Source organism: Rhodococcus sp. JVH1 (assembly GCF_000280725.2).
Classification (GTDB): Bacteria; Actinomycetota; Actinomycetes; order Mycobacteriales; family Mycobacteriaceae; genus Rhodococcus_F; species Rhodococcus_F jostii_A.
In genome coordinates this window covers 6,544,060-6,567,609 of the sequence record NZ_CP166289.1, presented here as the reverse complement: position 1 = coordinate 6,567,609, position 23,550 = coordinate 6,544,060, and the positions used below count along the sequence as shown (strand labels likewise).

Here is a 23,550-nt window from a genome sequence, read left to right as displayed (position 1 = left end):
TCCTGGACTGAAGCGCTTCACTAACGCGCTTCAGTTACCTACTATGATGTGAATCACAGAGGGTGTCAAGGGCAGAGATCTCGCTGCGGGAGAATGTCCCTGACGACACAACCGAGGGAGTTCGAGATGCTCGACGATCGAGCCGCCGCGCACGACGGTGCGGAGCGGCTACCGGCCGGCCTGCACCGACGCCCCACGATGGCAGATGTCGCGACGCGGGCCGGGGTGTCGCGCACCCTGGTGTCACTGATCTTCAGCAACAAGCCCGGAGCGTCCGACGAAACCCGGGACCGCGTCCTCCAGGCTGCAGACGACCTCGGTTACCGTCTCGACCGGGCCGCCCGCATGCTCGCGCGCGGCCGCAGCCGCACCCTCGGCGTGCTCATCGACGTCCACCAGACCTTCCAGGCCGACCTGATCGGAACCGTCTACGCGGAGGCCGAGGCCGCCGGATACGAGGTGCTGCTCTCCGCGAGCGCACCCACCCGGGACGAGCACAAGGCGATCGAAGCCCTCCTCAGCCACCGCTGCGAGGGCCTGATCCTGCTCGGCCCGCTCTCCGAGGTGGACTATCTGCGCACGCTCGCGGACCGTGCCGTCGTCACCGTCGTCGGCCGCGCACTCCCCCACACCGCCGTCGACACCGTGCGGACGGCGGACGCCAAGGGCATCCGGCAGTCCGTCGACCACCTGGTCGAACTCGGGCATCGCGAGATCGTGCACGTCGACGGCGGCGCGGACCCGGGGTCACCCGAGCGGCGTCGCGCGTACCTCGCCGCGATGCGCAGGCACGACCTCTCCGACCACATCCGCGTCATTCCCGGTCAGCACAGCGAAGCGGCAGGTGTCGCCGCCGCGAACACTCTGCTGGCCGAAGACCGCCTGCCGACCGCCGTGCTCGCCGGCAACGACCGCTGCGCCATCGGTCTGATGGACGTGTTCACCCGCGCCCACGTCGACGTGCCCGGCGACATCTCGATCGTCGGGTACGACGACAGCCACCTTGCCCAGTTGTCGCAGATCGACCTCACCACCGTGCGGCAGGACACGGAGGGTCTGGCGCGGCACGCCGTGCAGTTCGCCATCGGCCGGCTCGAGAACGACGACCTCGGCCCGCATGATTTCGTGATCGACCCCCATCTGGTGGTGCGCGGCACGACCGGTCCGGCCCGGTCGTAGCCGCGTCCCGCTGCAGCCGATTCAGCGCAGAGGCAACGGACTCACTGCGTGATGCTCCTCAGGTATTCGACGCTCCGGAGGACGTCGCGCACGGGGCCTTCGTCCTCCGGTTCCGACGCGAGGATGGTGTCCTGTTCGAGGACGTACCAGCCGTCGTAACCCTGATTCTGCAGCCGCTCGACCACCCCTGCGATATCCACGTCTCCGGTGCCCAGTGGCGTGTACATCCCTTGCGCGACGGCCTCGGTGTAGGTGAGTTCGCCCGCCCGGACCCGCGCGAGAAGCGCCGCATCGACGTCCTTCAGGTGCGCGTGGGCGATCCGCTCGGGGGCGGTGGTGACGAGGTCGAGGGGGTCGGTGCCACCGATCAGCAGGTGTCCGGTGTCCAGGCACAGCGGGATCGACGAGCCGTCCAGGATGTGGTCCACCTCGGCACGGTTCTCGATCATCGTCCCCACGTGGGGGTGGATCACCGCCCGGAGTCCCCGGTCGGCGGCGGCCGACGACAGCCGGTCGAGGTTGCGCAACAACGTCTTCCATCCCGAGTCGTCGAGTTCCGGTCGCGAATCGTAACCGACGGCTCCCGTGACCGCCGCCAGAACCATCACCTCCGACCCCGACGCGACGAGTGAATCGATCGCCCCGCCAACCGCAGCGACGGCGTCGTGATCCGGATCGTGGAGCAGCACAGGAACGAATCCCCCGACCGCCGTCAGGTCGTACCGGGCGAGGGTGTCCGTCAGCTCGCGCGGATCCGAGGGGAGGAATCCGTCCGGACCCAGTTCGGTGGCAGCCAGGCCGGCGTCACGCATCTCGGTGAGCACCCGGTCGGGGTCGAGCTGGTGACCCCAGCCCTCCACCTCACACACTCCCCACGAAATGGGCGCACCTGCAAGTCGAATCGTCATCGTCCTATTTCATCCCATCGCACCGGTCGGTGCTGTTGCAGTGACAGTGGGGCCGTGTCCGGGAATCCCGCTCACGGCTGTCGCCGGGTGGTCTGTGCGGCCAGACGTTCCGCGAGCACCGCCGGATCGGCGTTCTCCCGCAACGCTTCCCAGACCGTGTCCACCTGAGTGGCCGGCGCGAGACTGTGCACCGGTTGATCCTGGTCGAGGTTGGTGGGGAACGGGTAGCACTCGGCCGTCGCGACGACGGCATTGCGGAGGGTGCGCTCGCTCGCCCCGGCACTCTGCAGTGCCAGCAGGGTCGGGTATACGGCGTTCGCCATGGCCTCCCGGTCCAGCACCTCCATCGCCCGGCCGAACGGCGACGAGATCTGGAGCAGATTGGCCGACCGCCGGATCGCGTGCGAACGGTTGTGGCCTGCGCCGTGGTAGAGCGCCGGGTTGAAGAACACCGCGTCGCCCTTCCGCAGAGGCAGCTGAACATGACTGTCGCGGAAGAACTCGACGAACTCCGGCAGGGAGAACGCCAGGTATCCCGCCTCGAACAGTTGCGAGTACGGCAGATACAGGGTGGGTCCGCTCTCGACGGGCATGTCGCAGTGCGCCACCGCCCCCTGCAGTGTCAACGTGGCCGACATCCGATGCAGATGCGCCGGATAATCCGCCAGTTCGTGCCGGGGCACGATGCCCAGGTGGTAGTCCCGATGCGGCACCTGCGCGGCACCACCGGGGTTGACCACGTTGACCTGCGACGTCACCTGATACAGCGGGCCCAGCCAGCTCTGGCAGATCAGCGCGAGAATGTCGTTGGCGTAGTACTCGGCGAACACGTCCGGAGCGCCGAGAGCCAGCTTCTGCGCTGCGTTCCAGATTCGGTCGTTGGCGCCCGCCTTGCCGAAGTGGTCACCCACCACACCACCCGACGCGTGTTGCTGCGCGATGAGGAGGTCGAATTGTTCGGTGGCGCGGTCAAGGACCGCGAGATCACTGAAGGCATTCTGGAACACCACGATTCCGGGACCGTCCGTGAGCGCGCGCCCCAGTTCGGTCTGCACGGCGCGGCGGGACTGCGCGTCGTCGAGGTGGGGCATCAGCACGTCACTGCGGTACAACAGGACGTTCTGTTCCACGGAGTGAGCGAACGGGTAGTCGGCGAGGTTCGTCGAGCGATCCACGGAGGCGCGAAACGCGTCGAGGTCGCAGTCGGAGTCGCGGATCCAGTCACGCCGGCCGGTCGGCGGAGGAGTCGTGATGGTCATGGGGATAGTCTTGCCGTGATGTGAGTGGCAAACAACAGCAGAAATCCATCATTTTCACCTCAGGAGGCGGCTGTGAAGCACCGCTACAAGGTCCGTGAGATCGCCCAGCAGTCGGGATTGAGCGAGGCTACCGTCGACCGCGTGCTCCACGAACGCCCCGGAGTACGGGAATCGACGAGAGCGGAAGTGCAGCAGGCAATCCACGATCTCGACAAACAACGCACCCAGTTGAAGCTGAGTGGGCGCAAGTTCCTCGTCGACGTCGTCATGCAGTCACCCGAACGCTTCACCACCGCATTCCGTGCGGCCGTGGAGGCGGAACTGCCCGCTCTCGCCCCCGCCGTCGTGCGGTCGCGGTTCCATTTCCGGGAAACCGGCTCGACACCGGCGATGGTCGAGACTCTCGATCGGATCGCAGCCCGCGGCACGCAGGGCGTGATCGTGAAGGCGCCCGACTCCGTCGAGGTCGTCGAGGCCATCGACCGGCTCACCGCGGCGGGGATACCGGTGATCACCTATGCCACCGACGTCCCGGGCAGCTCGCGGGCCGGCTACGTCGGGATCGACAACCGGGCCGCGGGGGCGACCGCCGCCTACCTCGTCGACCAGTGGCTCGGCGACCTGTCGTCCGCCGTCCTGATCACGCTGAGCAGCAATGCCTTCCGTGGAGAGGAGGAACGGGAGATGGGGTTCCGCGCCGCACTGCGAAGTTTCGGCACCGACCGTGCGGTGATCGACATCGCGGAGAGCGACGGACTCGACGCGACCATCGAGAGCCTCGTGCTCCGGGCGCTCGAACATAACCCGGACATCGCGGCCGTCTACTCGATCGGCGGCGGCAACGTGGCCACGGCCCGCGCATTCGAACGGACCGGCCGCACCTGCCGCGTGTTCATCGCCCACGACCTCGACGAGGACAACACACGGCTGCTGCGAGCCGGCACGCTCTCCGCCGTGCTGCACCACGATCTCCGGGCCGACGCCCACCTGGCGTGCCGCATGTTGCTGCAGGCGCGGGGCGCGCTCGGCGGTGTCACGACGGCCGCGTCCCCCATCCGGGTGGTCACCCCGTACAACCAGCCGTGACGGCGTGGATCAGCGCCTAGCTGCCCTGCCCCTGGGGGACGGGCACGCCGCGGGACTGGAACCAGCCCGCCGGATCCATCTTGGTTCCGTTGACCGCCCACACCTCGTAGTGCAGGTGCGGTCCGGTCGACTGACCCCGGTTGCCCATGGTGGCGATCTGGTCGCCGGCCCGGACCTGCTGCCCGACCGACACCAATGACTGGTCGATGTGGCCGTACACGCCGGTGGTGCCGTCGTCCTGCTGGATGCGGACCCACAACCCGAATCCCGAGGCGGGACCGGACTCGATCACGGTGCCGTTGGTGACGGCCTTGATCGGGGTGCCGATGGAGTTGGCGATGTCGATGCCGTTGTGGTTGGTGCCCCACCGCGGACCGAAGCCCGAGGTGAACGTGCCGTCGGCCGGGACCAGCACAGCGGGTCGACGTGCCGCTTCCGCGGCCGCAGCCGCGCGGGCAGCCTGTTCTGCGGCCTCGCGAGCCAGCCGCTCGACCTCGGCCTTCTCGAACGCGAGCCGCTCGACTTCACGCTGGGCGGCGCGCTGGAGTTGCTCGGCGTAGTCGACGGGCACCGGGCGCGTGACCTGCAGGAACTGGGGCGGTGTCGAGAGAGACACGCTCGTCTCGGTCGACGCCTGCGCAACCTCACCGGTCGCGGCGGAGGCGATGCCCCCGGATGCGAGCAGAGCAGCGGCCGCCAGTGAGGTCGCCACCAGCCGTCGGCGGGAGGTCGTCGTCGAACGGAGGCGCCGGGTGCGCCGGGTGCGCGGGACGGTGTTCGGGTGTAGAGCCAAAACCACATTCCTCTGTCGAGTTCGTGATCGATAACGAAACGGTCACGGTTTCGACACAGGTTAGTACGGATCAGGCTGAATCCAGCGCGCCTCATTGACGAATGTGCAGCGCTCTGTCGTCTCGCGCCGGATTTTCCGGCCTCATCAGTCACATGCACCCCGTGAGAGCACATCGACGACAGTGGCCACGCGTCAGAAGTGTCCGACGTCACGGATCACGCGGTCGGGACCGCGGGCTCCGTGACCTCCGAATCGGCCGCTCAACCGGCGGCCCGCAGCTGCGCCGCCAAACGCATCGCGGAGTTCGCGTCCCCGTATCCCTCGTAGCCGCCGACGCGTTGCACCACCTCGAAGAACAGGTCGGCGCCCACCGTCTGGGTGAACAGGTGGAAGAACTCGCCATGGGCATCGGCGTCGTACATGATGCCGGACCCGCTCATCCGGTCCAGGAGTTCGCGGGAGAGTCCGAAGCGGGCCTCGAGATCGTCGTAGTAGTTCGGCGAGATCACGAGGGGGTCGAACCCGTTGGACTGCATGGTCGCGGCGGCGGTGAAAATGTCCGTGCACGAGAACGCGACGTGGCTGATGCCGCCGCGCCGGGCCGCGGCGATGTGGGAGTTCCCCGACACCGCACCCGGAACCATGTTCAGGGAGATGCGCAGCGGACGGTCGATGCCGTCGGCACCCGTCTGGTCCATCGTCAGGGCCTGACTGCGCATCATGCCGACCGCGTCGGTGACGTCGAGACCCTCGTGCGGCGCCATCGCGAACACCGAACGGAGCAGCAGCATGATGCCGTCCCAGTTGTCGGACGGCACGGCGAGCGCCACGTGATCGACTCCCGTGAACACGGGCACCTCGTCCTGCCAGCGCGACTCCGTCGGATACAGGTCGAACGCCGACTGCCACGAGGCGGCACTGCCCGGGCCGCGCAGATCCAGCGACGTCGCATCGGTGATCTTCAGACGCACCACATCGGATTCGGGGGCCGTGTCCACACCGGGCAACAGGACCTCGTGCACCGGGACCTCGAGCGCCGCGGCGCGCTCACCCCACGCATCGGGATCGCTCGACCGGATACCGATCTGGGTGAGCACCGGCAGGTGCGCAGGCAGACCCGGAGCGGTCCACACGGTGCCCGCGGTCGCGTCGACCACGATGGTCATCCGGCCGTGCCGCCACAGCTGGAGGTCGTGGCTGCGGTGGCGGCCAACCAGACGGAATCCGATGTGCTGCAGCGCCTGCCGAAGGTCGGAATCCTTGCCGGGACCGGCCGCGAGCCGGAGCGACACGATGCCTTCGAGGGGTGCGCGCGGCGGCGGCTCGAACAGGGCCAGACCGCGACCGGTGTCCTCACCGTGCTCGGCCTGCACGCGTGCGACCTCCTCCTGGAGGTACAGCAGCGAGCGGTGAGCGTCGGCGGCGGTGCGGCCTGTCGACGACTGCCGGAACGTGTCGTTGAAGATCTCGAGCGACCACGGTCCGCTGTATCCGGCGGCCTGAACATGCGCGCCGAACGTCGCGAGATCGAAGGTGCCCTGCCCCGGGAAGTTCCGGTGGTGCCGGCTCCACTGCAGGATGTCCATCGACATCCGGGGCGCGTCGGCGAGCTGGAGGAAGAAGATCTTCTCCCCCGGGATGTCGCGGATGCCGGACGGGTCGTCGCCGCGGGAGAGGATGTGGAAGCTGTCGAGGCACGTACCGAGGGCAGGATGATCCGCGTCCTGCACGATCTTCCACGCGTGCCGGTACGTATTGACATGCGTGCCCCAGGCCAGCGCCTCGTACGCGATGCGGAGTCCCCGGCTGTGTGCGCGCTCGGCGAGAGTGTGGAGTTGCTCGGTCAGGCGGGCGTCGTCGCGCACCGCCTCGGGCAACGGCGAGGAGCACACCAGCAGGGTGTCGCAGCCGAGCTGCTCCATGATGTCGAACTTGCGCTCGGCTCGGATCAGGTTGCGCGCGAACGTCGCCTCGTCCACGGAGTCCAGATCCCGGAACGGCTGATACAGATCGAGGGTGAGCCCGAGATCCGCTGCGCGGGAAGCCAGCTCACGCGGCGACCACGGCGAGCTCACGAAATCGGGTTCGAAAACCTCGAATCCGTCGAACCCGGCTGCCGCGATCGCGGTGACCTTCTCCTCCAGCGATCCGCTCAGGGATACCGTGGCAACGCTCGTACGAACCTGTCGTCCCATGGTGGCGTCAGCCCTTGTTGCAGATGAAGTCGACGGCCAGCGCATAGCCGAGAATGCCGAGCCCGGCGATCACACCCGTCGCGACTCCGGACACGTACGAGTGGTGCCGGAACTCCTCGCGGGCGTGCACGTTGCTGATATGCACCTCGACGAGCGGCACCTCGAGCGTCACCAGGGCGTCGCGCAGCGCCACCGACGTGTGCGTGAAACCGCCGGGGTTGATCACGACGCCCGACGCCGTGGTCCGGGCCTCGTGCACCCAGTCGATCAGATGGCCCTCGTGGTTGGACTGCCGCGCGACGATCTCACGTCCGGCTTTCGCGGCGGCCGTGCGGCACAACTCGACGACGTCGTCGAGCGTCTCCCGCCCGTACACCTCGGGCTGCCGTTGCCCCAGCAGGTTCAGGTTGGGGCCGTTGAGAACAAAGATCGGTCCGGGAGCGGTCATCGCGCGCTATACCTCCATTTGTACGAACTAGTGAGTTAGTTCGCACCCAGGATACAGCGCGCTCCCGCCTAGGCGGACTTGTCTCGGCGTTCTCCCCGCTCCGGCTTGCGCGGAACGATGGTCGGAAGCACGTTGTCGTTGACCGTCTCGGCGCTGACCACGACCTTCTCGACGTCGTCACGGCTCGGGATGTCGTACATGACCGGCAGCAGAACTTCCTCCATGATCGCGCGCAGTCCACGAGCACCGGTGCCGCGCAGGATCGCCTGGTCGGCGATGGCCTCGAGCGCGTCCGTGGTGAACTCCAGCTCCACGCCGTCCATGTCGAACAACCGGTTGTACTGCTTGACCAGCGCGTTCTTCGGCTCGGACAGGATCTGGACGAGCGATTCCTTGTCGAGGTTCGTCACCGACGCCACGACGGGAAGACGACCGATGAACTCGGGGATGAGCCCGAACTTGATCAGGTCTTCCGGCATGACCTCCGCGAAGTGGTCCTGCGTGTCGATCTCCGCCTTGGACCGCACCTCCGCACCGAAACCGATGCCGCGCTTGCCCACGCGATCGGACACGATCCGCTCGAGGCCGGCGAACGCGCCCGCCACGATGAACAGGACGTTCGTCGTGTCGATCTGGATGAACTCCTGATGCGGGTGCTTGCGACCGCCCTGCGGCGGCACGCTGGCCTGCGTGCCCTCGAGGATCTTCAGCAAGGCCTGCTGCACACCCTCGCCGGACACGTCCCGCGTGATCGACGGGTTCTCGCTCTTGCGGGCGATCTTGTCGACCTCGTCGATGTAGGTGATGCCGGTCTCGGCGCGCTTGACGTCGTAGTCGGCGGCCTGGATCAGCTTGAGGAGGATGTTCTCGACGTCCTCACCGACGTACCCGGCTTCGGTGAGCGCCGTCGCATCGGCGATCGCGAACGGGACGTTGAGCATCTTCGCCAGCGTCTGAGCCAGATACGTCTTGCCGCAGCCCGTAGGACCGAGCATGAGAATGTTCGACTTCGCCAGCTCGACCGTCTCGCCGCGCGCGTCACGGCCCTTGTCACCGGCCTGGATGCGCTTGTAGTGGTTGTAGACCGCAACGGCGAGAGTCCGCTTGGCGGCATCCTGGCCGATCACGTAGTTCTCGAGGAAATCCCGGATCTCGGCCGGCTTCGGCAGCTCGTCGAGTTTCACCTCGCTGGACTCGGCCAGCTCCTCTTCGATGATCTCGTTGCACAGGTCGATGCACTCGTCGCAGATGTACACCCCAGGCCCAGCAATGAGCTTCTTGACCTGCTTCTGGCTCTTACCGCAGAAAGAGCACTTGAGCAGATCCCCGCCGTCACCGATGCGTGCCATCTCGTCAGGTCCCTACTTCCTTCGTCTGCGTGCAACCATCGAACCGATCCCACGCTGTGCGCGCACCGACCGAAAACGAAAGCCCGTTATGTGACCGTACCCGCAGATCGCGAGCGAGGTCGACTGGTTGTCGGTGATTCGCGCACCGATCTTCCGGGAAAGCCAGCCTTGCCGATCCCGCACCCGGCTCGCGGTAACCGCGCCGTAACGGCGTGTCGCCCGAGCCGGGGCGGCAGGAAATCACTTCTGGGCGCTGAGTTTGCGGTACTCGAGCACGTCGTCGATGATTCCGTATTCCTTGGCCTCGGCGGCCGTGAGGATCTTGTCGCGATCGGTGTCCTTGCGGATCACGGCGGCGTCCTTGCCGGTGTGCTTCGCGAGGGTGGTCTCCATCAGGCGACGCATCCGCTCGATCTCGGCGGCCTGGATCTCGAGGTCGGAGACCTGACCCTGGATGCCGCCGGTGGCGGGCTGGTGGATGAGGACACGAGCGTTCGGCAGGGCGAGACGCTTGCCGGGGCTACCGGCCGCCAGCAGCACCGCGGCGGCCGAGGCCGCCTGGCCGAGGCACACCGTCGTGATGTCGGCGCGCACGTACTGCATGGTGTCGTAGATCGCCATCAGTGAGGTGAACGAGCCACCCGGCGAGTTGATGTACATGGTGATGTCGCGATCGGGGTCCAGCGACTCGAGAACGAGCAGCTGAGCCATCACGTCGTTGGCCGAGGCATCGTCCACCTGCACGCCGAGGAAGATGATGCGCTCCTCGAACAGCTTGTTGTACGGGTTGGACTCCTTGACGCCGTAGCTCGAGTGCTCGATGAACGACGGCAGGATGTAACGCGACTGGGGGCCTGCGGGCGCCTGGCCTCCCAGGCTGCGGGGATCGAACAGGTTGGTCATCAGTTCTCCAAGGGATGTATGGGAGCGGTCAGTGAGGAAGCCGGGCTGCTACTGCCCGGTCCCGCCCGCCTGCGCCGCGCGGGAGACGACGTGGTCGACGAAACCGTATTCGAGAGCCTGCTGTGCGGTGAACCAGCGGTCACGATCCGAATCGGCGGTGATCTGCTCGACCGTCTGACCGGTGTGCTCGGCGATCAGCTCGGCCATTTCACGCTTGGTGTGCGCGAACTGCTCGGCCATGATCGCGATGTCACTGGCGGTACCCCCGATTCCGGCGGACGGCTGGTGCATCATGATCCGCGCGTGCGGGAGGGCGTAGCGCTTGCCCTTGGCCCCCGCGGAGAGCAGGAACTGGCCCATCGACGCGGCCAGACCCATTCCGAACGTCGCGACGTCGCACTCGGCGAACTGCATCGTGTCGAAGATCGCCATGCCGGCGCTGACCGAACCGCCGGGCGAGTTGATGTAGAGGGAGATGTCCCGGCTGGGATCCTCTGCCGACAGCAGCAGAATCTGAGCGCACAGCTTGTTGGCGATGTCGTCGTCGACCTGGGTACCGAGGAAGATGATGCGCTCGCGCAGCAGGCGTTCGTACACCGAGTCGCTGAGGTTCAACCCAGCGGTGGCTGAAGTCATGGCGGGACTCTGCAAAGTCTCCAGGTGATTGGAAGTCACGGTACCTGCCTTCTCCGTAAATCGTTGATTGCTGACACAGACACTAACGAAGGAGGGCGGCACCGGAGTCCCGGTGCCGCCCTACTTCGCTCAAAGCGGAAAACAACTCACCGCCGAACGCGAGAAAAACATCCCGCGACCAGCATTACTTCTGGTCTTCGCTCTCGGTGGAATCCGACGCAGCCTCGTCCGTGGACGCAGCCTCCTCGGTCTCGGCCTCACCGTTGCCGAACAGTTCGGCGGTGTCGACAGCGGCACCCGAGGTGTCGGTGACGGTGGCCTGCTCGACGACACCGGCGAGAGCCTTGCCGCGACGCACGTCCGCGAAGACGGCGCCGAGCTGACCGGCCTGCTGGATCTGCTGGATGAACTGCTCGGGCGCCATGCCGTAGCGCTGTGCCTGGAACAGGATGCGCTCGGTGAGCTCGTCCTGGCCGACGGTGACGTCGGAGGCGTCGGCGATGGCGTCCAGCAGCAGCTGGGTCTTCACCGAGCGCTCGGCGCTCTCCTTGGCGTCCTTGTCGAACTCTTCGCGGCTCGTGCCCTGCTCCTCGAGGAGCTTGTTCAGCGCTTCCTCGTCGTGATCGAGACCGTGCACGGCGTCGTGGAGTGCAGCGTCGACCTCGGCCTTGACGACGGCCTCGGGCAGCGGGACCTCGACGGTCTCGAGGAGGGTCTCGAGGACCTTGTCGCGGATCTGACCGGCCTGCTCGACCTTGCGAACGCGTCCGACGCGCTCACGCAGGTCGGCCTTCAGCTCGTCGAGGGTGTCGAACTCGCTTGCCAGCTGAGCGAACTCGTCGTCCTCGGCAGGGAGCTCGCGCTCCTTGACGGTGCCGACGGTGACGGTGACGACAGCTTCCTTGCCTGCGTGGTCACCGGCGACCAGCGTCGAGGTGAACTCCTTGGACTCGCCGGCCTTGACGCCGACGACGGCCTCGTCGAGGCCCTCGATGAGCTGACCCGAACCGACCTCGTGCGACAGACCGCTCGCGGTGGCCTCGGGAACGACCTCACCGTCGACGGTGGCCGACAGGTCGATGGAGATGAAGTCTCCGTCCTCGACCGCACGCTCGACGCCGGTCAGGGTGCCGAAGCGCTGACGCAGCGACAGCAGCTGCTCCTCGACGGCCTCGTCGGTGATCTCGATCGGATCGACGGTGACGCTCAGCTCGCTGTAGTCGGGCAGCGTGATCTCGGGGCGGACGTCGACCTCGGCGGTGAACTCGAGGAGTTCGCCGTCCTCGATCTTCGTGATCTCGATCTCGGGCTGACCGATCGCCTTCACCGAGGCGCTGGTGACGGCCTCGGAGTAGCGGGACGGGAGTGCGTCGTTGACGACCTGCTCCAGGACTGCGCCACGACCGACACGAGCTTCGAGCAACTTGGCCGGTGCCTTGCCCGGACGGAAGCCGGGGAGACGGATCTGTTGCGCGAGGGCCTTGTAGGCCTTGTCGAAATCAGGCTTGAGCTCCTCGAAGGGCACCTCAACGTTGATACGGACTCGCGTCGGGCTGAGCTGCTCGACGGTGCTCTTCACGGACTGGCTCCTTCGTGTGGTCGTGCTTTTTCTGTGCGGCAGTTGCCTGCCCTGTGGTTCTGGTCGGGGTGACAGGATTTGAACCTGCGACCCTCCGCTCCCAAAGCGGATGCGCTACCAAGCTGCGCTACACCCCGGTCGAAGCCGGCTCTCGCCAACCTCGCGAGGACCCGAGGAAGAATCCTACGGCCCCCCGATTATGAAATCCAAAGCGAGGTTGGGTACAGTCACTCATCGCAGACGACATGCATGGCGATCCCAGGTTGTCGTATGCACGGGGATGTAGCTCAATGGTAGAGCCTCAGTCTTCCAAACTGATTACGCGGGTTCGATTCCCGTCATCCCCTCCACACAGGAGCGTTCCCACCCCAGGGAACGCTCCTTTTTTTGTCGCGCACAGGCGGTCGCGGACACCTCTGCCGCTATGACATGCGTCACAGGCGCACCAGACGCGCCCGCACCTGTCGTCTGGGGCCCGCTCCCCCGTTCGCCGAGCGCGTAACCACGATTTCGGTCAGTACTCTGGGAGATGTCCGATTTGTCCCCTACTCGTGGATGTTGCAGCCCCGCAGCCGGCGGTCCGCGAGAACTCCGGAGGCCCACCGTGGAACTGCTACTCATTCTCGTGATCGTGGCGGCGGTCGCCTTCCTGGTGGTGAGGAGCCGCAACAACCGCGCCGGGCAGACCGCGAACCAGCTCGAGGACGCCAAGGCGGACGCTCGCCAGGCAATCGAACGGCTCGGCGGACAGGTGTACAGCCTCACCGGGTCCGACACCGCCTCGCAGCAGGCACTCGCCGACGCGTCCGAGCGGTACACCGCGGCGGGCTCCCAGATCGATCAGGCCACGACGCCCGTCCAGGCGCGTCTCGCCAAGCAGACGGCGCTCGAGGGTCTCTACTACATCCGCGCCGCCCGCACGGCCATGGGGATGGACCCCGGCCCGGAGATTCCGTCGATCGACGGCCAGAAGTCCGCGGGAGCTGTCACCGAGGACCGTGAGGTCGAGTTCGAGGGGCGGCAGGTCGCGGCGTCGCCGAACCCGTCGTCGAAGACACCGAACTACTACCCCGGCGGCCGTGTCGCAGGACGCCCGGTTCCCGCCGGCTGGTACTCGGAGCCGTGGTGGAAGCCCGCTCTCGTCGCAGGCGCGTGGGGCCTGGGCTCGATGTTCCTGTTCTCGGCGATGTTCTCCGGCATGGCCGGAGTGGGGTACGACGCACAGGGCTTCGAGAGCGGAGCGGGCGACGCGTCCCAGGACACCGGTGACGCGGGCGCGGACGGCGGGGGCGACGGCGGTGACGCGGGCGCAGACGGCGGCGGCGACATGGGCGGGGACGCCGGTGGCGACGGCGGCGGATTCGACTTCGGCGGCGGCGGAGACGGCGGCGGGTTCGACTTCGGTGGCGGGTTCGACTTCTAGCCGGCCGTCAGGAGGGCTGGCAGCTCGGGCACCAGAAGAGGTTGCGGCCCTTCATGACCGAGTGGGTGACCGGGGTGCCGCAGATCCGGCACGGTGATCCCGCTCGCCGGTAGACGTACGTCCGGGGACGGTCCTTGGCATACGCCGGATCGCCGTGATCGTCCTCGGGGCGGACGACGTGCATCTTGCCGCGGCGGACCCCGACCTTCATCAGGGCGACGAGGTCGGCCCACAGCGCGTCCCACTCGTCACGGGACAGCGCTCGACCGGGCCTGTCGGGGTTGATGCCGTGCCGGAACAGGACCTCCGCCCGGTACACGTTGCCGATGCCGGCGATCACGGCCTGATCCATCAGCAGTGCCCCGATCGGGGTCTTCGACGCCGAGATGCGTTTCCACGCCTTGTCGGGGTCGGCGTCCTTGCGGAGCGGGTCCGGCCCCAGCCTCGCCTCGATGGCGGCGACCTGCGGCGGATGGAGGACCTCACAGGCCGTCGGACCGCGGAGGTCGGTGCCGAATTCGGCGCCGACCATCCGCATCCTGACCTGCCCGACCGGCGGTTCCATCGGAACGGCCGATTCCGTGAACGCTCCGTACAGTCCCAGGTGGACGTGCACGACCAATCCGGACTCGTAGTGATGCCACAGGTGTTTACCCCAGGCCTCGGACTTGACGAGAACGCGGCCGTCGACGAGCGCCGCGTCCTCGGAAAATCGGCCCTGCGGGCTCAGCACCCGCACCGGCGCACCGGCGAACCGGCGTTGGTGTAGCCGGGCCAGCCGGTGCAGGGTGTGACCTTCGGGCAAGGGCGATCAGGCCTCGGGCAGGGCGGGGGCGACGCCGGTCTTCTCGAACTCGGACAAGATGTCGATGCGGCGCTGGTGGCGCTCCTCGTTCGACCACTCGGCGGCGAGGAAGGCGTCCACGATCGCGAGGGACTCCTCGAGGGAGTGCATGCGCCCGCCGAGGCCGATCAGCTGAGCGTTGTTGTGCTGGCGGGCCAGCTGCGCGGTCTCGACGCTCCACGCCAGGGCACATCGCGCACCCTTCACCTTGTTCGCGGCGATCTGCTCACCGTTGCCGCTGCCGCCCAGCACGATGCCGAGGCTGCCCTCGTCGGCGACGACACGACGGGCCGTCTCGATGCAGAAGGCGGGGTAGTCGTCGAGGGCGTCGTAGACGTGAGCACCGCAGTCGACGGTCTCGTGGCCCGCGGCCTTCAGGTGTTCGATGATCTCGTTCTTACGTTCGAATCCGGCATGGTCGGCACCCAGGTATACGCGCATGACTGGTGATTCTGTCAGGCGTCGTCGCGAATCGTGTCAGGGGCCCGGGACGCTTATCGTGATCAGCATGTATCCCGACAACGGACAGAACTGGGGACAGGCGTATCCGGGACATCGGCCGGTCCCCGCGCAGCACCAGTGGGGTGGCGGGACGGGATGGAATCCTCCGGTCCCGTTGCCGGGCCTCATGCCGAACGACCGGCCCGCCCGGCACTCGTGGGAGATCCCGCTGCTCGTGGTGGCGATCGTTCTCACCGTCGTCGCCTACGTGGCATCGATCGCGGCGCTCTTCCTCGGCGTGGTGTCGACGTGGGTGCTCATCGTGCTGGTCGCGCCGATCCTCATCGCCGTCGGCCGCGGCCAGCTCTACGGCTCGCAGCAGGTGAACGGGATCAAGATGACGCCCACCCAGTTCCCCGACGGGTACCGGATGGTGGCCGAAGCGGCCGCACGGTTCGGGATGACCGAGCCGCCCGACGCATACGTCGTGCTCGGGAACGGCCGGATCAACGCGTTCGCGTCCGGACACGGCTTCCGCCGCTTCGTCGTGGTGTACAGCGACCTGTTCGAGATCGGCGGCGAGGCCCGCGAGCCCGACGCCCTCGCCTTCATCATCGGCCACGAGGTCGGCCACATCGCGGCCGGTCACGCCTCCTACTGGCGGCAACTGGGACAGTTCGCCGCCAACTACATTCCTGTCGTCGGGTCGGCGCTGTTCCGTTCGATGGAATACACCGCGGACAACCACGGTTACTGCGTCCGTCCTGCGGGCGCCCGCGGCGCGATGGGCGTTCTCGGCGCCGGCAAATATCTTGTGAGCATCGTCGGATTCGACGAACTCGCCGACCGGGCCACCACCGAACGCGGGTTCTTCCCGTGGTTCGTGAATCTGCTGTCGGGACATCCGGTGCTCACCTGGCGTGCCGCCGCCCTGCGGAACAGGACCCGGCACGGTCACCTGTTCGTGAAACCCGGCCAGATCTACCGCGATCCGCAGCAACTGCAGTACGCGGCCGACCCGGCCGGGCCCGTCACTCGGTGACCGTGCCCAGGATCGGGGCCGGGCTCAGTCGAACTGAGGGTCCTCGGTCCGGGTGCGCTTGAGCTCGAAGAAGTGCGGGTAGCCGGCCAGTGCGACCGCACCGTCCCACACCTTGCCCGCATCCTCGCCGCGGGGAATCCGCGACAGGACCGGGCCGAAGAACGCGACGCCGTTGACGTGGATCGTCGGGGTTCCGACGTCCGGTCCGACGGCGTCCATGCCGGCGGCGTGACTCTCGCGCAGTGCGGTGTCGTACTCCTCCGATTCGGCGGCCTCGGCCAGTTCGGCCGGCAGGCCGACCTCGGCGAGCGACTTGACGATCACGTCGCCGAAGTCCTTGTTGCCCTCGTTGTGGATGAGCGTGCCCATCGCGGTGTACAGCGGCAGCAGGATCTCGTCACCGTGCTTCTGCGCGGCCGCGATCAGCACCCGCACCGGGCCCCACGCCTTGGTCATGAGCTCGCGGTATTCCTCCGGCAGATCCCGGCCTTCGTTGAGAACGGCCAGGCTCATCACATGGAAGTTCGCCTGCAGGTCGCGAACCTGCGTGGCCTCGAGGATCCATCGCGAGGTGATCCAGCACCACGGGCACAGTGGGTCGAACCAGAAATCAGCGACGTCCCTGGCGGTCCCGGCGTTCGTCCCAGCACTCACGTGATGCTCCTTCTCGGTGATGTACACATTCCCGTCCAGTCAACACCTCCCTGCCGGGAATCCTTCCCGGAGACCCCGCTCGCGGCAGTAGGGTCGACAGTGGTCGACCGGAAGGGAGCATCCTCACATGTCCTCCACTCGCACGTTCGTCGTCGTCGGCGGCGGCCTCGCCGGAGCGAAAACGGCAGAAGCATTGCGTGACAAGGATTTCGACGGTTCGATCATCCTCCTGTCGGAGGAGGAACACCTTCCCTACGAGCGACCTCCGCTGTCGAAGGAACACTTCGCAGGCAAGAAGGCTCTCGGCGACTTCACCGTCCATCACGGCGACTGGTACCGCGACCATCACGTGGACCTGCGGCTCGGCACCACCGCCACCGCCCTCGACCTCACCGCCCATACCGTGACGCTGCCGGACGGTTCCACGCTGGGCTATGACAAGCTCGCCCTCGCCACCGGTTCACGCTCACGCCGCCCACCGATCTCCGGCTCCGACGCCGAGGGCGTCCACTACCTCCGCACCATCGACGAATCGGACAGCCTGATCGACGCGGTCGCCGGCGGCGGGCGGCTCGTGGTGATCGGCGCCGGCTGGATCGGCCTCGAGGTGGGTGCCTCCGCACGGGAGAAGGGCGCCGACGTGACGGTGGTGGAAGCCGCCGAAGTTCCCCTGCTCGGCTCCCTCGGCCCCGAGATCGGCTCGGTCTTCGCCGAACTCCACCGCGAGCACGGTGTTCAACTGCACCTCGGCGCCACGGTCGAGGAGATCGTCGTCGACGACGGCAAGGCCACCGGGGTTCGGCTGGGCGACGGCACCGTCCTTCCCGCCGACGCCGTCCTCGTCGCCGTCGGCGCGGCACCCAACATCGAGATCGCGGAACGGGCCGGACTCGACGTCGACGGCGGCGTTCTCGTCGACGCCGGGTTGCAGACCAGCGACCCCGACGTCGTCGCGGTGGGCGACATCGCCGCGCAGTGGCATCCGCAGCTCGGCACCCGAATCCGGGTCGAGCACTGGGCGAACGCACTCAACCAGCCCGCCGTGGCCGCCGCCACCATGCTCGGGCACGCAGCCGAATACGGGAACCTGCCCTACTTCTTCACCGACCAGTTCGATCTGGGCATGGAGTACGTGGGGTACGCCCCGCACGATTCGTACGACCGGGTGGTCGTGCGTGGCGATTTCGCCGCACGCGAATTCGTGGCCTTCTGGCTCGACGCGGACAATCACGTCCTCGCCGGCATGAACGTCAACATCTGGGATGTCACCGATCAGATCAAGCAACTGGTGTCCTCGTCCGCCCCGGTCGATCCCGACCGCCTGGCCGACCCCGAGGTGCCGTTGACCGACCTGTCCGGTTAACACCCCCGGCCCACTCGTGATGGGATGGCAGCATCGAGTACGAGCACCGCCGCCGATCACGAGGAGACCTCTGTGGCCCCACCCAACCTGACCCGCGAACAGGCAGCCGAACGAGCCCGACTGCTGACCGTCGACAACTATCTGATCGAACTCGACCTCACCGACGGGACAGGTCAGCCCGGAGTCGAGACGACAATTCAGCCCGGAGTCGAGACGTTTTCTTCTCGCACCACCGTCACGTTCGGGGCCTCCCCCGGCGCGTCCACGTTCGTCGACATCGTCGCGGCCCGTGTGCATTCGGCCACGCTGAACGGCTCTCCCGTCGACGTGTCGAACTACGACGAGTCCACCGGCATCACGCTCACCGGTCTCGCGGAACGCAACGAGCTGGTGGTCGAGGCCGACTGCGCGTACTCGCACACCGGTGAAGGGCTGCACCGCTTCGTGGACCCGACCGACGACGCGGTGTACCTGTACTCGCAGTTCGAGACCGCCGACGCCAAGCGCATGTTCGCCTGCTTCGACCAGCCCGACCTGAAGGCGACATTCGACGTGCACGTCACGTCCCCGGCCGACTGGAAGGTGATCTCCAACTCCGCGACCGTCGAGACGGTGGCGGCGGAACCCGGCCGTCACATCTTCCGCACCACGCCGAAGATGAGCACCTACCTCGTCGCGCTCATCGCCGGCCCGTACGCGGAGTGGACCGACAACTACTCCGACGAGCACGGCGACATTCCCCTCGCGATCTACTGCCGCGCCTCGCTCGGGAAACACATGGACTCCGAGCGCCTGTTCACGGAAACCAAGCAGGGCTTCGCGTTCTACCACCGCAACTTCGGCACCCCCTACGCGTTCGGGAAGTACGACCAGCTGTTCGTTCCCGAATTCAATGCGGGCGCAATGGAGAACGCAGGCGCCGTCACGTTCCTCGAGGACTACGTCTTCCGGTCCAAGGTGACGCGGGCGTCGTACGAGCGGCGCGCCGAGACCGTGCTGCACGAGATGGCGCACATGTGGTTCGGCGACCTCGTCACCATGCGCTGGTGGGACGACCTGTGGCTCAACGAGTCCTTCGCGACGTTCGCCTCCGTGCTCTGCCAGAGCGAGGCCACCGAATACACCAACGCCTGGACCACGTTCGCCAACGTCGAAAAGTCCTGGGCGTACCGGCAGGATCAGCTGCCGTCCACCCACCCCATCGCCGCCGACATCCCCGACCTCGCCGCGGTCGAGGTGAACTTCGACGGCATCACGTACGCGAAGGGCGCCTCCGTCCTCAAGCAGCTCGTCGCGTACGTCGGGCTAGACCCCTTCCTGTCCGGCCTGCGGGACTACTTCCGCGACCACGCCTTCGACAACGCCACGTTCGACGACCTCCTCGGTGCACTCGAGAAGTCCTCGGGCCGCGACCTGTCCGACTGGGGAGCCCAGTGGCTCAAGACCACCGGGCTCAACATCCTGCGTCCCGAATTCGACGTCGACGCGGACGGCAAGTTCACCCGGTTCGCCGTCCTGCAGTCCGGCGCAGCACCCGGTGCCGGTGAGCGACGGGTGCACCGCATCGCGGTCGGCGTGTACGACGACCGGGACGGCAAGCTCGTGCGCACGAAGCGGGTGGAACTCGACCTCGACGCCACCGAACGCACCGACGTCACCGAACTCGTCGGTGTCGAACGCGGGCAGCTGATCCTCGTCAACGACGACGACCTCACGTACTGCTCGCTGCGGCTCGATCCCGACTCGCTCGCCACCGCCATCGACCGCATCGGCGACATCGACGAGCCTCTCCCCCGCACCCTGGTGTGGTCGGCGGCCTGGGAGATGACGCGTCAGGCCGAACTCAAGGCGCGGGACTTCGTCGCCCTCGTGCAGCGCGGCATCGGCGCCGAAACCGAGGTCGGTGTCGTCCAGCGACTGCTGATGCAGGCCCAGACCGCGCTGCACAGCTACGCCGAACCCGAGTGGTCCAAAGAACACGGCTGGCCGGACTTCGCGAACCGGCTCCTGGAACTGGCGCGGGAAGCCGAGCCTGGTTCGGATCACCAGCTGGCGTTCGTCAACGCGCTGGCGGGCGCGCAGCTGTCGGCATGGCACACCGAGGTGCTGCAGGAACTGCTCGACGCCGCACCCGAAACGGTCGGGCTGCCGGGCCTCGTCGTCGACACGGACCTGCGCTGGCGTCTCGTCACCGCGCTCGCCGGGGCCGGTGAGATCGACGCCGAGGGCATCGAGACGCCGTTCATCGACGCCGAAGCCGAACGCGATCCCACCGCGGCAGGCGCCCGCAACGCCGCCGCGGCGGCCACCGTCCGCCCGCAGGCCGCGGTGAAGGAACAGGCCTGGAACCGGGTGGTCGGCGACGATTCCGTGCCGAACATCACCGCCCGCTCGATCATCGGCGCCTTCGCCGGTCACGGGCAGTCCGAGATCCTCGCACCGTACGTGGCCCGCTATTTCGCGGACATCCCCGCGGTGTGGGAGCGGCGGTCGAGCGAGGTCGCGCAGACCGTCGTGGTGGGTCTGTACCCGTCGTGGTCGATCAGCGAGGAGTCCGTGGCGGCAGCCGACGAGTTCCTGGCCGGCGATCATCCGCCGGCTCTGCGCCGCCTGGTGGTCGAGGGCCGGGCCGGGATCGTCCGGTCGCTGGCGGCCCGGAAGTTCGACGCGAGCTGATCGGTGGCCGATCCTGCCGGCCTAGTCCGGCAGGATCGGCACGCTCACACCCTGGTCCCGGCCCAGCAGCACCGCGCGGGTGACCGCCGAGGAGCCGAAGCGGTCGCGGAGGCTGTCGAGTGTGCTGTCGAGGGAACTGCTCGTGTACGGGTCGAACGGCAGCGCGAGCTGTTGCGGGCAGTCGTCCTCGAGGTTGGCCACCGCGATCCCCACCAGGGTGACGCCCTTGGATTCGATCATCGGCCACGCGGTGCTCAGCAGGCCCCGGGCCGTGGTGAGGATCGTCTGTGTCTGAGCCGACGGCTGCGCGAGAGTGTGCGAACGCGTGACCCGGGTGAAGTCGTCGAACCGCAGCCGGAGCACCACCGTGCGCCCCACCCGCTCGCCGCGGCGCAGCCTGCCCGCCACCCGGTCGACCAACGTCACCAGGGCGGCGTCCACGTCCTCCCTCGCCTTCGGTCTGCGCCCCAGGGCGCGCTGCGCGCCGACGGATCTCCGCCTGCGCCCCACCTGCACGGGCCGCGGGTCGCGTGCCCAGGCGAGCGCATGGAGGTGGTGGCCCGCCGCGGGTCCGACGATGGAGACGAGCAGCTCTTCGGGATAGTGGGCGAGCTGGCCGACGGTGGCGATCCCGGCGTCGCGGAGCTTGACCGACGTCACCGCGCCGACTCCCCACAGCCGTTCGACCGGCAGCGGATGGAGGAACTCGATCTCGCGGTCCGGCGGCACGTGCAACAGTCCGTCGGGTTTGCCCACCGCGCTGGCGACCTTGGCGAGGAACTTCGTTCTCGCGACGCCGACGGTGATCGGCAGCCCCACCTGCTCGCGCACGTCGCGGCGCAGGCGTGCCGCGATGTCGACCGGCGTGCCCGCGATCTTGCGGAGACCGGCGACGTCGAGGAAGGCCTCGTCGATGGACAGTCCCTCGACCAGGGGCGTGGTCCGGCCGAAGACCTCGAACACCGCCTTGCTCGCGGCCGCATACGCCGACATCCGTGGCCGCACCACGACGGCGTGCGGGCACAGGCGCAGCGCCTGCGCGCCGCTGCTGGCCGTGCGCACCCCGTACGCCTTCGCCTCGTAGCTCGCGGCCAGCACGACGCCGCCGCCGACGATCACCGGACGACCCCGCAGACCGGGGTCGTCCCGCTGCTCCACCGAGGCGTAGAACGCATCGAGGTCGGCGTGCAGGATGGTCGCCTCGGCGCCACTCGAGATGCGCGGGCGCGGCGAATCGGACACGAACATATGTTCGCATCGACCACCGACAGAAGTCGAGGGTCGTTCAGACCGACAACAGCATTCGCAGTGCGGTGGGTGTCTCGCCGAGTTGGGCGCGGATGGTCCTGGTCATGTGCGCCTGATCCGAGAAACCCAGGTCGGCCGCGAGGCCGGCGAGGTCCCGGTCGCCGTTCTCGATCCGCTCGAGCGCCCGCCCGACCTGCACCATGTTGCGGTACCTGGTGAGCGAGACGCACATGACGGCGCTGAACGCGCGACTGAGCGCGAACGGTGACACCCCGAGCCGCTCGGCGAGCGGTATCAGACCGTCCGAGCCGGGCTCGTCGTCGAGGACCGCCGCACGGGCGGCGGCCGCTATTACGTCGTCCGGAAGGCCGCCGCGCCGGCGTGAAACCGACGGCCCCCGTGACGCGGCGAGCGCGGCGACCGCGACGAGCCGGACGATCTCCTCGGCGAGGGCGAAGTGGACGCGCGCCGACTGGCCTGGTCGATCGTCGACGGCCCCTACCGGCATCACCATGCGTCCGCCCAGGTGAGCGAAGACGGCAACGGCGCGACCGTGTTCGTCTGGATCGCGGACAGGGTGCCCGCAAGTCTCACGGACCGGACCGCGCAGATGATGGAACTCGGCATCGGCGCCGTCCGGCGGACCCTCGAGAGCGCCGACCGCGTCGTCGACATCCGGTGAGACACCGACGGCCCGATCCGGTTCAGGAGGACTGAGCCGGGATCGGGCCGCGCGGACGCTGATCTGTGCAGTTTTACGGCGAGGCGATTGCCGCGCTCATCACGCGAATGGCACTCACGAGACCGTCGATGAGGTCGCCGTCGCCGAACGACGATACGGCGGCGGTGGCACCGAGCTGGGCGACCCGGTCGGTGACCCGGTTGGCCACGGCCCGGCCGCTGCGGATCTCGACCGTCCGCTGGTTGGGCGAGACCGCGATGAGCACGGACCGTTCCGCCTCGGGCGTCGTCGGGAACAGCGCGTCGGCGCCGGCTGCGGTGTCGGCGCCGAGGTCGCCGATGTACGCGTTGAAGCGCACCTTCGTCTTGCGAGTGCCTTCGGTGAGGGCATCGTCGAGGCGGACGAGTTCGTCCGTCGTGAACGGCAGGTCGTCGGTGAACGGCTCACCGACACGGTGCACGCCCGAGATGCGACCGCTGGAGGTCACGACGCTGCCGACAGGGAGATTGTCCGCGGATACCGCGGACGCGGGAATCAGGTCACCACTTGCCACTTGCCGAGCCTCCAATCAGGTCTGCCGAACCGGCGTGCACGCCGTGGTGTCCGCCGTGATGACCGTGCGTGGTCACCTCGTCGACGGCGCTCCACAGCACCGGCGCGTGCGTCCATTCCTCACCGAGGTGGAACGCGGGCGGCACGGGGCCCGGCGTCTTCTTGCCGACGAACGACATCCCCGCGAAGAAGGCGGTGATCAACGCCGGAATTCCTACGAATATCAGCACTGTCTCGAGAATGCTCACGACGCAAACGGTAGCCCAGAACCGTGCGAGGGGAAGCGTCAG

The 23,550-nt window shown here is 67.6% G+C and carries 23 protein-coding genes and 2 tRNA genes; 8 read left to right on the top strand and 17 right to left on the bottom strand.

The window, feature by feature from the left end; translation table 11 throughout:
- The first annotated feature begins 126 nt into the window (after positions 1 to 126).
- A complete protein-coding gene (locus JVH1_RS30530) occupies positions 127 to 1,179 on the top strand; it encodes a LacI family DNA-binding transcriptional regulator (protein WP_009474067.1) in 1,053 nt (350 codons plus the stop codon).
- 41 nt (positions 1,180 to 1,220) lie between these two features.
- On the opposite strand, the gene JVH1_RS30525 is transcribed toward JVH1_RS30530, so the two are convergent.
- The gene (locus JVH1_RS30525; RefSeq protein ID WP_009474068.1) at positions 1,221 to 2,087 is read right to left on the bottom strand and encodes a sugar phosphate isomerase/epimerase; all 867 of its coding nucleotides are present in this window, start codon (positions 2,085 to 2,087) and stop codon (positions 1,221 to 1,223) included.
- A gap of 71 nt (positions 2,088 to 2,158) precedes the next feature.
- Entirely contained in the window at positions 2,159 to 3,346 is a 1,188-nt protein-coding gene (locus JVH1_RS30520; RefSeq protein WP_009474069.1) for a phytanoyl-CoA dioxygenase family protein, read from the bottom strand.
- A gap of 72 nt (positions 3,347 to 3,418) precedes the next feature.
- On the opposite strand from JVH1_RS30520, the gene JVH1_RS30515 reads away from it, so the two are divergent.
- On the top strand, positions 3,419 to 4,432 hold the full coding sequence (locus JVH1_RS30515; protein WP_009474070.1) for a LacI family DNA-binding transcriptional regulator: 1,014 nt from the start codon (positions 3,419 to 3,421) through the stop codon (positions 4,430 to 4,432).
- 16 nt (positions 4,433 to 4,448) lie between these two features.
- Here JVH1_RS30515 and JVH1_RS30510 read toward each other — a convergent pair whose 3' ends face one another.
- The 8 genes from JVH1_RS30510 to JVH1_RS30475 form a co-directional block, all read right to left on the bottom strand.
- Entirely contained in the window at positions 4,449 to 5,225 is a 777-nt protein-coding gene (locus tag JVH1_RS30510) for a M23 family metallopeptidase (RefSeq protein ID WP_043778443.1), read from the bottom strand.
- A gap of 260 nt (positions 5,226 to 5,485) precedes the next feature.
- The gene (locus JVH1_RS30505; RefSeq protein ID WP_009474073.1) at positions 5,486 to 7,420 is read right to left on the bottom strand and encodes a sugar phosphate isomerase/epimerase and 4-hydroxyphenylpyruvate domain-containing protein; all 1,935 of its coding nucleotides are present in this window, start codon (positions 7,418 to 7,420) and stop codon (positions 5,486 to 5,488) included.
- Between the two features lie 7 nt (positions 7,421 to 7,427).
- Positions 7,428 to 7,868, bottom strand: coding sequence for a type II 3-dehydroquinate dehydratase (aroQ, locus tag JVH1_RS30500; protein WP_005248177.1), 441 nt, complete (start codon positions 7,866 to 7,868; stop codon positions 7,428 to 7,430).
- A 68-nt stretch (positions 7,869 to 7,936) separates the two neighbouring features.
- The gene (gene clpX / locus JVH1_RS30495) at positions 7,937 to 9,217 is read right to left on the bottom strand and encodes an ATP-dependent Clp protease ATP-binding subunit ClpX (RefSeq protein WP_009474074.1); all 1,281 of its coding nucleotides are present in this window, start codon (positions 9,215 to 9,217) and stop codon (positions 7,937 to 7,939) included.
- 240 nt (positions 9,218 to 9,457) lie between these two features.
- Positions 9,458 to 10,120, bottom strand: a complete 663-nt coding sequence (locus JVH1_RS30490) for an ATP-dependent Clp protease proteolytic subunit (protein WP_009474075.1) — start codon at positions 10,118 to 10,120, stop codon at positions 9,458 to 9,460.
- A gap of 48 nt (positions 10,121 to 10,168) precedes the next feature.
- Positions 10,169 to 10,756, bottom strand: a complete 588-nt coding sequence (locus tag JVH1_RS30485; RefSeq protein ID WP_011594411.1) for an ATP-dependent Clp protease proteolytic subunit — start codon at positions 10,754 to 10,756, stop codon at positions 10,169 to 10,171.
- Between the two features lie 184 nt (positions 10,757 to 10,940).
- On the bottom strand, positions 10,941 to 12,335 hold the full coding sequence (tig, locus tag JVH1_RS30480; RefSeq protein ID WP_009474077.1) for a trigger factor: 1,395 nt from the start codon (positions 12,333 to 12,335) through the stop codon (positions 10,941 to 10,943).
- Between the two features lie 60 nt (positions 12,336 to 12,395).
- Positions 12,396 to 12,472 (bottom strand) — tRNA-Pro (locus JVH1_RS30475).
- A 139-nt stretch (positions 12,473 to 12,611) separates the two neighbouring features.
- Between JVH1_RS30475 and JVH1_RS30470 the strand changes: the two genes are divergently transcribed.
- Both JVH1_RS30470 and JVH1_RS30465 read left to right on the top strand, forming a co-directional pair.
- Positions 12,612 to 12,685 (top strand) — tRNA-Gly (locus JVH1_RS30470).
- 254 nt (positions 12,686 to 12,939) lie between these two features.
- Positions 12,940 to 13,758: a hypothetical protein gene (locus tag JVH1_RS30465; RefSeq protein WP_009474078.1), complete on the top strand. Its 819-nt coding sequence runs from the start codon at positions 12,940 to 12,942 to the stop codon at positions 13,756 to 13,758.
- Positions 13,759 to 13,765: 7 nt separating this feature from the next.
- On the opposite strand, the gene JVH1_RS30460 is transcribed toward JVH1_RS30465, so the two are convergent.
- A complete protein-coding gene (locus JVH1_RS30460) occupies positions 13,766 to 14,563 on the bottom strand; it encodes an Fpg/Nei family DNA glycosylase (protein WP_009474079.1) in 798 nt (265 codons plus the stop codon).
- Between the two features lie 6 nt (positions 14,564 to 14,569).
- Positions 14,570 to 15,043, bottom strand: a complete 474-nt coding sequence (locus JVH1_RS30455; RefSeq protein WP_005248193.1) for a ribose-5-phosphate isomerase — start codon at positions 15,041 to 15,043, stop codon at positions 14,570 to 14,572.
- Positions 15,044 to 15,110: 67 nt separating this feature from the next.
- Here JVH1_RS30455 and JVH1_RS30450 point away from each other — a divergent pair, with 67 nt between their 5' ends.
- Positions 15,111 to 16,085 carry a M48 family metallopeptidase gene (locus JVH1_RS30450; RefSeq protein ID WP_011594414.1) on the top strand — a complete coding sequence of 325 codons (975 nt, stop codon included), beginning with the start codon at positions 15,111 to 15,113 and terminating at the stop codon, positions 16,083 to 16,085.
- Between the two features lie 24 nt (positions 16,086 to 16,109).
- Here JVH1_RS30450 and JVH1_RS30445 read toward each other — a convergent pair whose 3' ends face one another.
- Positions 16,110 to 16,766 carry a DsbA family protein gene (locus tag JVH1_RS30445; protein WP_009474081.1) on the bottom strand — a complete coding sequence of 219 codons (657 nt, stop codon included), beginning with the start codon at positions 16,764 to 16,766 and terminating at the stop codon, positions 16,110 to 16,112.
- 100 nt (positions 16,767 to 16,866) lie between these two features.
- On the opposite strand from JVH1_RS30445, the gene JVH1_RS30440 reads away from it, so the two are divergent.
- Together JVH1_RS30440 and pepN are read left to right on the top strand one after the other, a co-directional pair.
- Positions 16,867 to 18,102 (top strand): NAD(P)/FAD-dependent oxidoreductase, encoded by a 1,236-nt coding sequence (locus tag JVH1_RS30440; protein WP_009474082.1) that lies wholly within the window; start codon positions 16,867 to 16,869, stop codon positions 18,100 to 18,102.
- Between the two features lie 72 nt (positions 18,103 to 18,174).
- Positions 18,175 to 20,778, top strand: coding sequence for an aminopeptidase N (gene pepN, locus JVH1_RS30435; protein WP_009474083.1), 2,604 nt, complete (start codon positions 18,175 to 18,177; stop codon positions 20,776 to 20,778).
- Positions 20,779 to 20,799: 21 nt separating this feature from the next.
- Here pepN and dinB read toward each other — a convergent pair whose 3' ends face one another.
- The gene (gene dinB / locus JVH1_RS30430) at positions 20,800 to 22,026 is read right to left on the bottom strand and encodes a DNA polymerase IV (RefSeq protein ID WP_009474084.1); all 1,227 of its coding nucleotides are present in this window, start codon (positions 22,024 to 22,026) and stop codon (positions 20,800 to 20,802) included.
- A gap of 37 nt (positions 22,027 to 22,063) precedes the next feature.
- Positions 22,064 to 22,540 (bottom strand): helix-turn-helix transcriptional regulator, encoded by a 477-nt coding sequence (locus tag JVH1_RS30425; protein ID WP_009474085.1) that lies wholly within the window; start codon positions 22,538 to 22,540, stop codon positions 22,064 to 22,066.
- A gap of 12 nt (positions 22,541 to 22,552) precedes the next feature.
- On the opposite strand from JVH1_RS30425, the gene JVH1_RS30420 reads away from it, so the two are divergent.
- A complete protein-coding gene (locus JVH1_RS30420) occupies positions 22,553 to 22,708 on the top strand; it encodes a hypothetical protein (RefSeq protein WP_009474086.1) in 156 nt (51 codons plus the stop codon).
- A 73-nt stretch (positions 22,709 to 22,781) separates the two neighbouring features.
- Here JVH1_RS30420 and JVH1_RS30415 read toward each other — a convergent pair whose 3' ends face one another.
- Together JVH1_RS30415 and JVH1_RS30410 are read right to left on the bottom strand one after the other, a co-directional pair.
- A complete protein-coding gene (locus tag JVH1_RS30415) occupies positions 22,782 to 23,261 on the bottom strand; it encodes a DUF5130 family protein (protein ID WP_005264322.1) in 480 nt (159 codons plus the stop codon).
- Entirely contained in the window at positions 23,248 to 23,508 is a 261-nt protein-coding gene (locus tag JVH1_RS30410; protein WP_009474087.1) for a hypothetical protein, read from the bottom strand. The genes JVH1_RS30415 and JVH1_RS30410 overlap by 14 nt, the downstream gene beginning before the upstream one ends.
- Positions 23,509 to 23,550: the final 42 nt, after the last annotated feature.